A 14,051-nucleotide genomic window follows, 5' to 3' on the forward strand; every position below is an offset into this window, starting at 1 on the left:
AATAATCGATTACTTGCGAAATACTTCACACCATATAAGTGAGGAGCCGCCAGTAGAGCTTCAGCGCATCGGGGATGGTGATGAACAGGCATTCCGCCAGTTGTTTCAATACTATAGCCCCCGGCTCAACCAGTTCGCCTATTCCATCGTTAAAATAAAGGAGGCAGCCACAGAAATAGTGGATGATGTATTTATCAAGCTCTGGAAACAGAGGGAAAATGTGCCTTCCATTTCCAATATCCGTGTTTACCTCTATGTGGCGGTAAAAAACAGCTCCCTGAATTATCTTTCTTCCAAGGCCCACCGGCAAATTACGGAGCCCTTCAACCATTTTGATATAGCCTTAAGCCGCGAGCAGGCGCCAGATGAAAAAATGATCAGCGCTGAATTACAGGCAAAGATCACGTCCGCCATTGAATCCCTGCCACCCAGGTGCAAGATGATCTTTAAGCTGGTACGTGAAGATGGCCTCCGCTATAAGGACGTGGCCGAAATCCTGAACCTCACTGTAAATACGGTAGATGCCCAGATGGTAATTGCTGTTAAACGTATTTCTGAAAAAGTACAGGCACATTTTACCGCCTTCCCCAGAAAAACGGCCAAAAAATAATTTCCTTCTCTTTTAAGGTCATCCTTCCTTTTTCCTGTCTTTATCATTAACCGAGGTTCAATGCATAAAGAAAGGATTGCGCAATTAATTGCCAGAAAATTATCCGGAGAAGCGTCTCCCGAAGAAATAAAGGAACTGGATGCCCTTTTTAAGGAGTATCCGGAGGACGCCTATTTTCTTTCCATTCTAACGGATTACTGGACCAGCCCCGTTTCCTCTATTGCTGATGAAGATGCAGACCCGGAAGCCCATTTCCGCCATATACTGAACTCCGCAGCCAGCGAAACAGCGGAGTCCGGGTCCGAACCGGAACCTGTATTTGAACCTGTATATAGCCGCCGCCCGCTTTATTTACGTAATATCCTTGCCATGGCCGCTGTGCTGGCAGGGGTGATCTTTTTTTCCTGGTTGTACATGAGAAGCCAGCCCGGTGTACCAGCATTATCCCGGATAGAAACTATCGCAAAACCAGGTGCCAAGTCGAGGTTGTTACTCCCGGATGGCAGCGTTGTATGGCTTAATTCAGGGAGCCGGATCAGCTACCCTGCGAATTTTACGGATTCCCTGCGGGAAGTGGAGCTGGAGGGAGAGGCCTATTTTGATGTGGCTAAAGATGCCAAACGTCCTTTTGTTGTGCTTACACGCGACATTAATATAAAGGTGCTGGGTACCGTTTTCAATGTGAAATGTTATCCGGAAGACAATAAAACGGAGGCTACCCTGGTCAGGGGCCTGGTACAGATATCAAAAACAGGCGGCAGCCATCAGGAACCGCTGTTGCTTCATCCACATGAAAAAGTAGTGATAGGGAGAACGTTGGAGAGCGTTTCCTCCAATACCGGGGTTATTGCCCCGAATAATATGATCATAAAACAGCTGAAAGAAAGCACCCAGGATACCTCCATGGCAGAAATAGCCTGGGTATACAATAAGCTGGTTTTTGACGGAGAGGATTTCCGGGAGATGTCCGCCGAAATAGAAAGATGGTATAATGTAAAAATAGTTATCAATGATTCAACGGTAGCGGGGTACAGGTTCCACGCAAAATTTGAAAACGAAAGTATCTCCGAAGTGCTGTCAGCCCTGCGGCTATCGCTGCCTTTCACATTTAAAATCAACAATAATGAGGTAAACATCTACAAGTAACAGCAAAAAAAATCGGGAAATGCGGAAACATTCCCCGAAAAGTCTAATGTTCCAGAAACCTTCCGATCGGCAAAATCAAGGGGTTTCTTTCTTTTTAAACCGTAAATCCAAAGTTATGAAAAAAAACATACCTCCTGGCAGGGGAGTTATGACGCCACGTCTGCTTAAATTCCTTCTATGTATGAAGCTTTCCTTGTTCATTATTCTTTTTACGGCTTCCCAGGTCAATGCATCGAAAGTATTCAGCCAGACCATAACGGTCAGTTTTGAACAGGTTGAACTGCGCACAGTTTTGAATGCAATCGAGAAAAAAGCCAAAATCAGATTTCTCTATAATTACGATCTCAGCGGGCTGTCCAAAAAAATGGATTTCTCTGTGAAGAATGCGAAGGTTACTGAGGCCCTCAGTAAGTTACTGGAGAACTCAGGTCTCCGGTATCACGATATGGGGAATAACCTGATCGTTATTTCGCCTGAAAAGAGCTGGGGCGCTGCCGGCAATGCCCAGGTTACTATTACCGGGCTGGTAACGGATGATAAGAATGAAGCGCTGCCCGGCGTGAGCATTAATGTAAAAGGAACTTCAATCGGCACCGCTTCTGGTGTGGACGGGCGTTACTCGCTCAATGTTCCATCAGCCAATGATACGCTGGTATTTTCCTATATCGGGTTTGCGTCACAACAGCAGGCCCTGGCTGGCAGAACAACGCTCAACGTAACACTGCTGGCGGTTTCCAGTAACCTCAACGATGTAGTAGTGGTAGGGTATGGCACGCAAAAGAAACAAAATGTGACCGGCGCCATTACTTCTGTTCCCATGCATGAGATCGGTGATATGCCGGTTTCCAATGTCGCTACCGCCCTGCAGGGTAAAATAGCCGGTGTGGTAGTACAACAGAATTCCGGAAGCCCTGGCAGAACACCAGCCATCAAGGTGAGAGGTTTTGGTTCTATTACAGCAGGAACAAGCCCGCTGATAGTGGTGGATGGTAACATTGTTTCAGCCTCTGTATTTGGTTTACTGGATGCAGAAGAGATTGACAAGATAGATGTATTGAAAGACGCTTCTTCAGCAGCTATTTATGGTTCCCGTGGTTCCAATGGTGTGATCATGGTCACAACAAAAAAAGGCCGCAGCGGCAAAACACGCATGAACCTGAATGTATACACCGGCTTTCAGCAGGTGACTAAAAAGCTGGATGTACTGAGTTCACAAGAGTATGCGGAGTTTGCCAAAGATGCGGCCAACAATGCTTACCTGGACAATGTGGCCGGTGCACAGATATCAGATCCCAACAGTGCAAGGCCTTCCAATTTCCTGCGTTACCGGTATCCACGCGGGGATCTTTATGCCTGGCTTAACTTTGATGATCCGGCAAAAGTAGCGGCACTGCCAGACCACAATTACCAGGACCTCATTTTCCGTACAGCACCTATCCAGAACTATCAGTTCTCTGTTGGCGGCGGCTCTGAAAATGCGCAGTATTCTGTTAGTGCAGGTTATCTGACGCAGGATGGTATCATCAAAAAATCAGCGATGGACCGTTATACCCTGCGGGCAAACGTAGCGATTAAAGCTGCGCCGAAACTGACTATCGGCATTAACATCAATCCATCTTATATAGTAACACAGGAAGTAAGAACAGATGGGCACTGGGCGGATAACGGTATCATCAATGCCGCGCTCAATACCATGCCCATGGCCCCTATTTACAAAGCAGACGGCAGTTATTCTTCCATGGCGGAACTGGCAGCCCCATACAACCTGCCGGGCATCACCAATCCTGTTGCCAATATCACGGAATACAACGGCGAGTTTAATCAAACCAACCTGCTGTCCAACGCATACGCAGAATACGCATTCCTTCCTAATCTCAAATACAGGGTTTCCGGTAATGCCAATCTTTATCAGAACAGGAGAAACGCTTATACCACTTCAAAGATGCCGCTTAACCAGCAATTGCCACCTACAGCAGCAGCAGGAAGCGCATTTTCAGAGCAGGGTTTAAGCTGGCTGGTTAACCAGGTATTGACGTACAATGTATCTTTCAAAGATGTACACAATATAGAAGCGCTGGTGGGTACAGAATCCAATAAAGTACAATACCAGTCTTCCAACGCTGCGGGCAATACTTTTGCCAACGATATTGTACAAACGCTGAATGCCGCAGGGCAACCAGCATCTGTTACTTCCCAGAAAACAGAAAATGCAACAGTTTCTTACTTTGCAAGGGTAGGGTATAATTATAAAGGTAAATACCTGTTTAACGTATCGGTTCGCCGTGACGGTTCTTCTGTTTTCGGGCCTGATAACAGGTTTGGTACCTTCCCGGCTGCCTCTGCCGGTTGGAGGGTAACGGAAGAACCCTTCATGCAAAACCTGCCTGTGTTGTCAGAATTGAAACTACGCGCTAGCTATGGTCTTTCCGGTAATAATGCATTCGGTAACTATCCCTATGCAGGAAATGTAGGCACTACCAACTATAGTTTTTATAATAACGTGTCCACCGGCCTTGCCATCAGCACACTCAGTAATCCCGCTCTGAGCTGGGAACTCAACCAGCAACTGGACCTTGGTGTGGACATTGGACTGTTAAAAAACAGGATCTCTCTTACTATTGATTATTACGATCGCACCACCAAAGACCTGTTACTTTCCGTAAATGTGCCCACGCTTACCGGTTTTAGTTCCGCCAACAAGAACATTGGCAGAATGAGCAACAAAGGTTTCGAGTTTGGAGTGAACAGTTATAACCTTACCGGGGCTTTTACCTGGAATACAAGTGCCAACCTTTCTTTTAACAGAAATAAAGTACTGGCACTCGGGCCAACAGGTGACCGTATCCTCAGCGGCAGCGGTGTTGGCGAAACAAATGTTACGATGATCGGGGAGCCTATCGGCAGCTTTTTCGGATACAAGCAAATAGGGATATTCAAAGATGCAGCAGACCTGAATACTAATCCTCATGATAATACCACCAGGCCGGGAGATGTGAAATATGAAGATGTGAACGGAGATAAGATAATTGATGCCCGGGATAGAACCCTCATTGGTAATAACCAGCCTGATTTCATTTATGGTATGAACAACTCCTTCTCTTATAAAAACATTGATCTCAACATTTCCATACAGGGTACACAGGGAGGGCAGATACTCAATCTCAGCCGCCGCTTTTTTGATAACCTGGAAGGCGGAGGTAACAATCTTAGCATAGCACTGGATCGCTGGCGTTCCCCGCAAAACCCTGGCAATGGTAAAGTGCCGAGAGCCAATGCACGTACAACAGGTAATAATAATGCCGTTTCATCACGCTGGGTGGAAGATGGTTCCTACCTCCGTATTCAGAACATAAGCCTGGGTTATAAACTGCCAAAGTCGCTTATCAACCGGCTTAAATTAGAGCAGGTAAGGATCTATGCTTCTGCGCAGAACCTTTATACCTGGACGAACTATACGAATTTCAATCCGGAAGTAAGTAACTATGAAGGGGCGCTTACAGGCGGAGTTGACTATGGCAGCTATCCGCTGGCAAGAACAGTCACTTTTGGCATCAATGTAGGGTTCTAATGTTCAGGTTAAACTTCAAAATTGACATCTCATGAAATTCAATAACCACTTTATATACAAGGCCGCTTTAGTTACGCTTTTGCTGTCTTCCTGCGGTAAAGGCTTTATAGATCTGAAGCCTATATCTACCATTACTACTGATAATTTCTACCAGACGGAAGAAGATTTCAGGAATGCCATCAGTGGTGCTTATAATGCACTCAGAACTGGTGGTACTTATGGCGTTGATAGCTATATTTTTGGAGAGATCAGGTCTGATAATTCCTTTCCTGTAGCTTCTGGTTCCGTGACGGACCAGGATGAGTTTGACCGCTTCTATATCCGTACCACCAATCCGTTTATTAATAGCCGCTGGAGTAATAGTTACACATCCATAGCCAGGTGCAACGCTATTCTGGACCGTATCACGCCTATTGCAATAAGTGATGCATTGAAGAACCGGTACATAGGGGAAGCTAAATTCCTTCGTGCCCTCTTTTATTTCAACCTTGTACGCACATTTGGCGATGTGCCACTGGTGTTAAAAGAGATCAGCAACCCGGATGAAGGATATGAATACGGCAGAAACCCCAAGGCGGATGTGTATGCGCAAATAGAAAAAGATCTTACAGAAGCTGCAGAGGCACTGCCTCCCTCTTATACCGGTGCAGATGTTGGCCGGGCCACAAAGGGAGCTGCCAAAGCCATTCTTGGCCGCGTGTTGCTGACGCAGAAGAAATACGCCCCGGCTGCTGTGCAACTGAAGGCAGTGATTGACCTGAACCAGTATGCGCTGGTGACCACGGCATATGCAGATTTCTTCAAGGTGAGCAACAAAAACAACAAAGAAGCCATCTTTGATGTGCAATACAAATCCGGCGGTATAGGGCAGGGAAATCCCTGGCCCAATTCATTTGCGCCGCAGAATTCAGGAAATGCTGTCATCATGTTTGGTGGCGGCGGTAATAATGTGCCAACAGATGATCTCATAAATGACTATGAAGCGGGTGATCAGCGAAAGGCTGCCACCATTGCCACTTCCTATGTGAATGCCAATGGAGCTACCATTCCGGGCAATTTCGTTAAGAAATATTACGATGTTCCGACTGTCAATAATGATAATGGGAATAATATTCCCATTATCCGTTATGCAGATGTGTTGCTGATGTATGCAGAATGTTTGAATGAAGCTGGTTTTGTTGCCAACGGAGATGCCTTCGCTTATCTGAATGAGGTGCGCAGGCGTGCAGGACTTGGTAATCTCACTGCTGTGGAAGTGCCCAGCCAGGCAGCATTCCGACTGGTTATGGAACATGAAAGGAGAGTGGAGTTTGCCTTTGAGAACCTGCGCTGGTATGATCTTGTGAGAACAGACCGCGCCATTACCGTACTCAACGGAAAATCTGCGCAGATCAACCTTGTAAATCCGGTTACCCCGCAGAACCAGGTATTCCCTATCCCACAAAGTCAGATAGACATCAATAAAACAAAGATCACCCAGAACGAAGGGTCCAACTAAAATAAAAGAATGCCTGTCGATCTCCCGTTGACAGGCATTCTCTCAAAACTTCCACCATGAAACTAATAGCAGGGTTCGCTTTCTGCCTGGTATTCTTACTGGCTACAGACAGTGCTGCACAGATAAAACTTCCCGATACCACAAAGCTGAATGGCACGCATGACCTTCAGTTACCTGCCTGGGGACCTTACTCCAAACATTATGCGGGCATTTCCCATATTCCGGATGTTGCATCCGGCATGCGGTTCGATTTCTCCGTTTTGCCTGGTTATTACCGCAATAAACTCCTCGTTCCAAACGTACGGTTTGAATCTTTGTATTTTCCCTGGAATGTGAAAAATGACGGGAGTGCTATTACTTACCGGTATGAACTGGAATGGAAGGACCAGGTGTATACAGATGTTACGTATATGTTGATCGATACAGCTTCCGTATTGGTGTCTATGCATTGTGTTAATAATACAGCGCTTCCACAAAACCTTTCCCTGAACCTGGTGGCATCCATAGAATACCCTGATAATTACGGGATGCAGCAATTAAAATTTGGTGAAGGAACGAAGTGGTATAACGCAGTGGACTATCGTTCCCTTTCGTTTGCTACCAAAAAACCTGCTACCGATCTTGTTTACGATGGGTGGATGCGTGGAGAAGTACGGGATTCCCGGCTTATAAATGGCCGCGGCGTTGGAAAAGAATTTGGCCGGCAGCCAGGTGATAAGATCGAGTACGATGTAGACATATCACCCGGTACCAAAAAGGCCAGGCTTCTTTTTATTTACACAATGAAAGGCGGAAAGGGATCAGCCGTGCAACTCTCAGGGCTGATCAATCAGAAAGTTACTTTTTTGCCAGGAGATACACTTACTGTACTGGACATTCCGTTTGAAGTAACAGGCAACAATAACCGGCGTTTAACCCTTACATCACTTGGTGGTGAGGAGATATTGTTGAATGGCTTTGTTGTCACCACAACGCTGTCCGGCACACCTTTTAAGATCGTTCCGGCACCATTGCTTAAAACACCTGTAACGGAAGAAGATCTCAAAGCCCGCACGCTACTGCTGAAATATCAGGATGTACCGGTGCATTACGGGATCACATGGGATAAAGAACCTTTTAAGATCCGTAGTATCAGGAATGATGAACTGGATATCTTTTTCCGGAATGAAACACATAACCATGTGGCTAAGGTGCTGAACGGAAACACGAAAGGAGATTATGCCAATGTTTTTATCAGGCCTGTAGAACTGGCGCCATTTTCCTCGCAAACCTGTACGGCGCTGCTTGCATGCGGAACACATGATGGGGTGCTGACTGCATTGAAAAGAAATATTCAACTGAAAGATACCATCACGGAAGAAAAGGGAATACTGGAAGAGGGAAAGAAATACCAGTTCAGCCATAAGATGCTGAAAAGTACCTTGCTTTCAAATGTGGTATATCCCACTTATACACAAAATCAGTATATCAAACATTTTACACCGGGTAAGTGGTGGAACAGCCTTTATACCTGGGACCTTGGTTTTGTTGCTCTTGGTCTTTCAACATTTAACCCGGCACTTGCTGCTGAATGTATCAATACTTATGTAACACCACCGGGCAGCCAATCTGCATTCATTCACCACGGATCTCCATTGCCTGTTCAGATCTATGTGTTCCTGGAGCTGTGGAATAAAACGCAATCCAGGGAATTACTCAGTTACTTTTATCCCCGGCTTAAACAATATTATCAATTCCTGGCGGGGCGTTACGGAAGTTCTTCCACCAATGTACTGTCATCAGATCTGCTGAAAACCTGGGACTATTTTTACAATTCCGGAGGCTGGGATGATTATCCGCCGCAAGTGGGCGTTCATAGTCAGCGTTTGGAGAAACAGGTAACCCCGGTAGTGACTACAGCACATGTGATCCGTGTAGCTAAGATACTGAGGATGGCAGCCAGGGCACTCAATAAGGGTGCTGATCTTAAAGAATACGACAAAGACATCAACCGGTTTAGCGCGGCGTTGCAAAAGCATTCCTGGGATGCAAAGAGTGGTTACTATTCATATGTGATGCACGATGCTACCGGGCGTGCCGCAGGCTTTTATAAAGACCCTGTATCCGGAGTTAACTTCAATATGGGCCTGGATGGCGCTTACCCAATAATATCAGGGATGTGTACGCAGGATCAACAGGGAATTTTAATAGATAAGATCTTTTCACCCCAACACTTGTGGAGCCCTTCCGGGATTACGGTTGTGGACCAGTCGGCTCCGTATTACCGGATAGATGGTTACTGGAACGGAGCTGTATGGATGCCGCATCAGTGGTTTGTGTGGAAGAGCATGCTGGATATGGATAGAAGTGATCTTGCCTATAAAGTAGCTGCGAAGGGCCTGGATGTTTATAAAAAAGAAACAGATGCCTCCTATTATACCTTTGAACACTTTCTGGCAGCATCCGGCAGAGGTGCAGGCTGGCATCAGTTCTCCGGTTTGTCAACACCCGTGCTGGCCTGGTTTGACGCATATTATAAAACAGGAACCATCACTCCGGGATTTGAGATCTGGATCAACGAACAGTCATTTAATGATGATTATAGCGCGTATAAAGCGAATATTTCTTTTGATGAAGCAACCCTTCCGCATAAACGCGCTATACTGGCAGGAATGAATCCGGCGTTTGACTACCAGGCGCAGTTCAATGGAGAGCTGGTTGTTCTCAAACGATTGGAGAAAGGTGTGCTGCAGATCACCCTTCCTGCTACTAATAAGAGCGGAACGCTGATTATCAGCCGTAGCAACAACCATGGGGCTGGTCGCAATTAACCCCATAAATTGTCGTACGCGGCCCCCGTCAGAATCAAATTTTACTGCCACATTTGTAGTGTCAATTGATCATTACAAGTGGAGCAGCAACCACTGCAAAAAACGGGCGAAACCGAAAAGCCAGATGAGTAGGGAACAAAAAAATGATTTTATGCCAGGTACTGTTTCATTACACAGAATGCTTAAAGCATCACCCGAAAAGATATATCGCGCATTTACTGAAGCTACGGCAATTGCTTCATGGATACCACCGTACGGCTTTCTTTGCGTTGTTCATGAAATGAATGTGAAGCAAGGCGGTACATATAAGATGTCTTTTCAGAATTTTTCTACAGGCAATAGCCATTCATTTGGCGGGGAGTATTTAGAGATCAAACCGAACGAATTTCTGAAGTATACGGATCAATTTGATGATCCTAATTTACCGGGTCAGATCGTTACTTCTATCTGGCTTGAGAAAACCATAGCAGGTACGGATATAAAGATCAAGCAGGAAGGAATTCCTGATGCTATCCCCGAAGCATTTTGTTATTTAGGCTGGCAGGAATCGCTGGATAAGCTGATGAGACTGGTTGAGCCTGAAATACCGGATGCTTGATCAGGTAGCGGAAAAATAACAAAGCGGGGAGGAATCTTTATTCTTTCCCGCTTTGTTATTTTTATGTAAGAGCCGCTATCTTTACAACACTAACAGGTATGACTACACAGCTCTCCGATATTTTTGAACACCGTCCCCTGCTTTTCGCCATTGCTTACCGTATGATAGGAGAGCAGCAGGAAGCGGAAGATATTGTACAGGATGTATATACCAGCTGGCTGGAAATGGATACCAACCGGGTGGAGCAACCCCGTCATTATCTGATGCGGGCTGTCACCAACCGTTCCATTAACCGCCTCAAGGTACTGCAACGGCAAAGAGAGTTGTACATAGGCCCCTGGGTGCCTGAGCCGATAACGGATACAGCATTACCAGAGATCTTCCCGGATACCGGTAATGATCTCTCTATTGGCTTCCTCTTTCTCCTGGAAAAGCTGAACCCGCTGGAAAGGGCCGTCTTCCTGCTACGGGAAAGCTTTGATCTATCCTATAAAGAGCTGGAGGCTATCCTCGATATTCCCGAAAGTACCTGCCGCCAGCACCTGCATCGCGCGAAAGAAAAACTCCAAAAGGATAAAAAGCGCTTTGAATCAGATGTGCCCCGTCACCAGCAATTGCTGGAGGCCTTCATCGTGGCCTGCATGAACCAGGATCAGGATAAACTGATCTCCCTGCTGAAAGAAGATATCAGCTTTTATGGAGACGGTGGGGGCAAAGTTAGTTCCGCTACCAAACCGCTGTTTGGCCGGGATGTGGTGTCCCGCATGGTACTGGGGCTTTTCAGTAAAGTTCCGGTACCTACTCCTTTATATAACGTATTGATGGTGAATGGATTGCCGGCACTGGCGCTCTTCGATGCCATTACCAGGGAACCTATTACCTGTATGTGTTTTGAGCATGAAGGTGAGGCGATCGTTAGCTTCTATTTTATCCGGAACCCGGATAAATTAAAAAATATCCGCTACCAGGGATAAAAATTGTCACGAAATGGGTTAGGGCTTGTCTTCCTGTAAAATACTGTTTACAATGGAACATCAATTAAGACTGCAGCCCATCGAGAAGCCCAAAGGACTATACATGAAACTGGGATACTGGTATCTTAAGAAAATGATCGGCAAAGTGATCACGCCCGCCAAGGTTGTATATGCGAGAGTGCCCAAACTTATGAAAGTAGCCTCCCTTTTCTATAAGGTCAGCGAGCAGGCACCGCTGAGTGACGACCTGAAAATTATGTTAAAGGCAATGGTATCTGATCTGAACAATTGCACCTTCTGCATCGATATTACACAGGCATATGCCATGCGCAAAGGAAGTTCTATGAAGAAATTGGGCGAGATCCACAATTTTGCCACCAGTGAGTTGTTCTCACCTGCAGAACGCGCCTGCCTGAACTATGTAAAGGAAGCGACACTGCACAAACAGGTGCCGGATGCTGTTTTCCGGGAGCTACAGAAACATTTCAATGAGGAACAGATCATCTATATCACTTTTCTCATGGCATCCGAAGTATACTATAATACCATGAACCTTGCGCTGGGAATAGGATCAGACGGACTCTGCGCCCTGCAATAAAGATTTTAAAAGGTAAGAGGTCACTCCGTTTGGAGTGACCTCTTTGTGTGCCCGGGAATTAATTCCGGCAACGATTTCCTGTTTATTTGGCTATTTTTACCCGGACAGTGCTACAAGCTGTAGTTGTCGCCCTATCAGACAGTAACCACATTTACAAACGGCATAAAACCCAGCAGATGAGATTATTATTACAATGGACGGCTATTACACCAATACTGGCCTGGGCCTTATTCTTTACAGGACTGGTCTACGACAGCAGTATTTTTCAGATCATTGCAAGCGTGTTATTGATCGGCAGTGTGATGTCTGCAGTACATCACTCTGAAGTGATCGCGCACCGGGTAGGGGAACCTTACGGTACGATTATTCTCGCGGTGGCAATTACCGTCATCGAGGTATCTATCATTATTTCACTGATGGTGGCCGGGGGCAACGAAGCGGCTTCCCTTGCACGCGATACCATCTTTTCTGCAACCATGTTGATCCTTAACGGTATTGTGGGCCTTTGTCTATTCTTAGGCGGCCTGAAATTCCGGGAACAGATCTTCACTAAACATTCCGCCACCATTGCACTCGTTTCGCTGATTGCCATCGTGATCCTCACGCTGGTGTTCCCTACGTTTACGACTAGTGTAGAAGGACCTTATTATTCAACGCCGCAGCTCATTTTCGTTTCCATCGCCTGCCTGGTCATCTATTCCTTTTTCCTGCTGGCGCAAACCCGCAGGCATCGTGAATATTTCCTGGCGGAAGATGGCGCAGATAACGCCCATGCAATAGTGGTTTCCGGTAAGAAGATGATCGTTAGTCTTGTGTTCCTGTTGCTCAGCCTGGGCATTGTGGTATTGCTGGCTAAAACCCTTTCCCCAACGATCGAGAAGATCGTGATCGGTTACAATCTTCCGAAAACGCTGGTAGGTGTGATCATTGCGGCAGTAATACTTTTGCCGGAAGGGATTGCGGCGATCAACGCAGCCAGGAAGAACAAACTGCAGACAAGCCTGAACCTGGCATTGGGATCTGCACTGGCGAGTATCGGGTTGACCATTCCCTGTGTTTCCATCGTGAGCACGCTGTATAATATGAATATCATTTTAGGGTTGGATATCAAGTCCATGATCTTACTGGGACTTTCAGTGTTCACGGTGATGCTGTCACTCGCCAGCGGGCGGACGAATATTGTGTATGGAGCAGTATTGCTGGTGAATTTAGCAGCGTTTATATTTCTGATCATTCATCCCTGATAACGTTATATTATTATAATAGAAAAAAGGGCTTCTCTATAACGGAGAGCCCTTTTTTCGTTTCTCAACATATGTAAATGTTTTTCCGGGCCGGGTTTGTGAATTTAGCATTTACAAATACTATAAAATATGCGTTCAAAAAAAGTAGATGAGTTCCTGGCAAAACTGGACCATCCATTAAGAGAAGAGCTCGCAGCACTGCGGGAGATAATTATGAAGACCCACCCTGAAATTACAGAAGATGTAAAATGGGGTGGCCCCAGCTTCTATTACAAAGGCGACATTGCCACTTTTAGCCCGCGGGTGAAAGATGCAGCAACACTGGTCTTTCACCAGGCAGAAGGGTTGACGCCGGGCGCTGTGCTGGAGCCGGCGCCCAAAGGTAAAGCGTATGCCAGATTCAAAAGTATGGCAGAAGTAAAGGCTAAAAGCAAAGACCTCCAGGCTATTATTAAGCAATGGATTAAACTCATGAACAAATCATAAGCCATGAAAAACATTCGAACTGAACTTAAATGGGCAGGGATTTTCTCTCTGATGTACCTGGCCTGGATGTTTACAGAGCATTTATGTGGATTGCATGGGCGCCATATCCAGTACCAGCAGCTGGTATCAACGTTTATTCTTTTGCCATCATTATTGATCTATGTGTTCGCCATACGCGAAAAGAAAATGAAGGCCTTCCAGGGAGCAATCACCTTCAGGCAGGCCTTTAAAAGCGGCCTGTTGCTGACCTTGTTCATCGTTATCCTTAGTCCGGTGAACCAACTCATCACACAGGGGCTTATTGCCCCGGAGTATTTTGAGAATATGCGGGAATTTGCGGTGTCCAAACAACAAATGTCAGCGGAGGAAGCAGCATCAAGGCTGAACACCGGGGCTTTTATTGTGCAAAGCATTATTGGCGGGTTAGTTACCGGCGCGGTTTTCTCAGCGCTTATTGCCCTGGTGATCAGAAGCAGAAAGTAACGGATAATACGATGAAAACGCTCTTACTTCCGCGAA

The 14,051-nt window shown here is 46.1% G+C and carries 11 protein-coding genes; all 11 read left to right on the plus strand.

Translation table 11 applies throughout. The features are described from left to right. Positions 1 to 13 precede the first annotated feature (13 nt). The 11 genes from AAHN97_RS28410 to AAHN97_RS28460 all read left to right on the plus strand — a co-directional run bounded on the left by AAHN97_RS28410 (position 14) and on the right by AAHN97_RS28460 (position 14,015). Positions 14 to 610 (plus strand): RNA polymerase sigma-70 factor, encoded by a 597-nt coding sequence (locus AAHN97_RS28410; RefSeq protein WP_343305447.1) that lies wholly within the window; start codon positions 14 to 16, stop codon positions 608 to 610. Positions 611 to 670: 60 nt separating this feature from the next. Beyond that, complete coding sequence (locus AAHN97_RS28415) at positions 671 to 1,756, plus strand: FecR family protein (protein WP_343305448.1); 1,086 nt, start codon at positions 671 to 673, stop codon at positions 1,754 to 1,756. 181 nt (positions 1,757 to 1,937) lie between these two features. Continuing rightward, positions 1,938 to 5,324, plus strand: coding sequence for a TonB-dependent receptor (locus AAHN97_RS28420; RefSeq protein ID WP_343305449.1), 3,387 nt, complete (start codon positions 1,938 to 1,940; stop codon positions 5,322 to 5,324). Positions 5,325 to 5,355: 31 nt separating this feature from the next. Further along, positions 5,356 to 6,822, plus strand: a complete 1,467-nt coding sequence (locus AAHN97_RS28425; protein WP_343305450.1) for a RagB/SusD family nutrient uptake outer membrane protein — start codon at positions 5,356 to 5,358, stop codon at positions 6,820 to 6,822. Between the two features lie 56 nt (positions 6,823 to 6,878). Further along, positions 6,879 to 9,632: an MGH1-like glycoside hydrolase domain-containing protein gene (locus AAHN97_RS28430; RefSeq protein ID WP_343305451.1), complete on the plus strand. Its 2,754-nt coding sequence runs from the start codon at positions 6,879 to 6,881 to the stop codon at positions 9,630 to 9,632. A gap of 124 nt (positions 9,633 to 9,756) precedes the next feature. Further along, positions 9,757 to 10,230 carry an SRPBCC family protein gene (locus AAHN97_RS28435; protein ID WP_343305452.1) on the plus strand — a complete coding sequence of 158 codons (474 nt, stop codon included), beginning with the start codon at positions 9,757 to 9,759 and terminating at the stop codon, positions 10,228 to 10,230. A 98-nt stretch (positions 10,231 to 10,328) separates the two neighbouring features. Then, on the plus strand, positions 10,329 to 11,204 hold the full coding sequence (locus AAHN97_RS28440; protein WP_343305453.1) for a sigma-70 family RNA polymerase sigma factor: 876 nt from the start codon (positions 10,329 to 10,331) through the stop codon (positions 11,202 to 11,204). Between the two features lie 52 nt (positions 11,205 to 11,256). Beyond that, positions 11,257 to 11,802, plus strand: a complete 546-nt coding sequence (locus AAHN97_RS28445; protein ID WP_343305454.1) for a carboxymuconolactone decarboxylase family protein — start codon at positions 11,257 to 11,259, stop codon at positions 11,800 to 11,802. Between the two features lie 176 nt (positions 11,803 to 11,978). Beyond that, positions 11,979 to 13,046 carry a calcium:proton antiporter gene (locus AAHN97_RS28450; protein WP_343305455.1) on the plus strand — a complete coding sequence of 356 codons (1,068 nt, stop codon included), beginning with the start codon at positions 11,979 to 11,981 and terminating at the stop codon, positions 13,044 to 13,046. Between the two features lie 129 nt (positions 13,047 to 13,175). After that, a complete protein-coding gene (locus AAHN97_RS28455) occupies positions 13,176 to 13,532 on the plus strand; it encodes a DUF1801 domain-containing protein (RefSeq protein WP_343305456.1) in 357 nt (118 codons plus the stop codon). Positions 13,533 to 13,535: 3 nt separating this feature from the next. After that, the gene (locus AAHN97_RS28460) at positions 13,536 to 14,015 is read left to right on the plus strand and encodes a DUF4199 domain-containing protein (protein WP_343305457.1); all 480 of its coding nucleotides are present in this window, start codon (positions 13,536 to 13,538) and stop codon (positions 14,013 to 14,015) included. Positions 14,016 to 14,051 lie beyond the last annotated feature (36 nt).

Source organism: Chitinophaga niabensis (assembly GCF_039545795.1).
Taxonomy (GTDB): Bacteria; Bacteroidota; Bacteroidia; order Chitinophagales; family Chitinophagaceae; genus Chitinophaga; species Chitinophaga niabensis_B.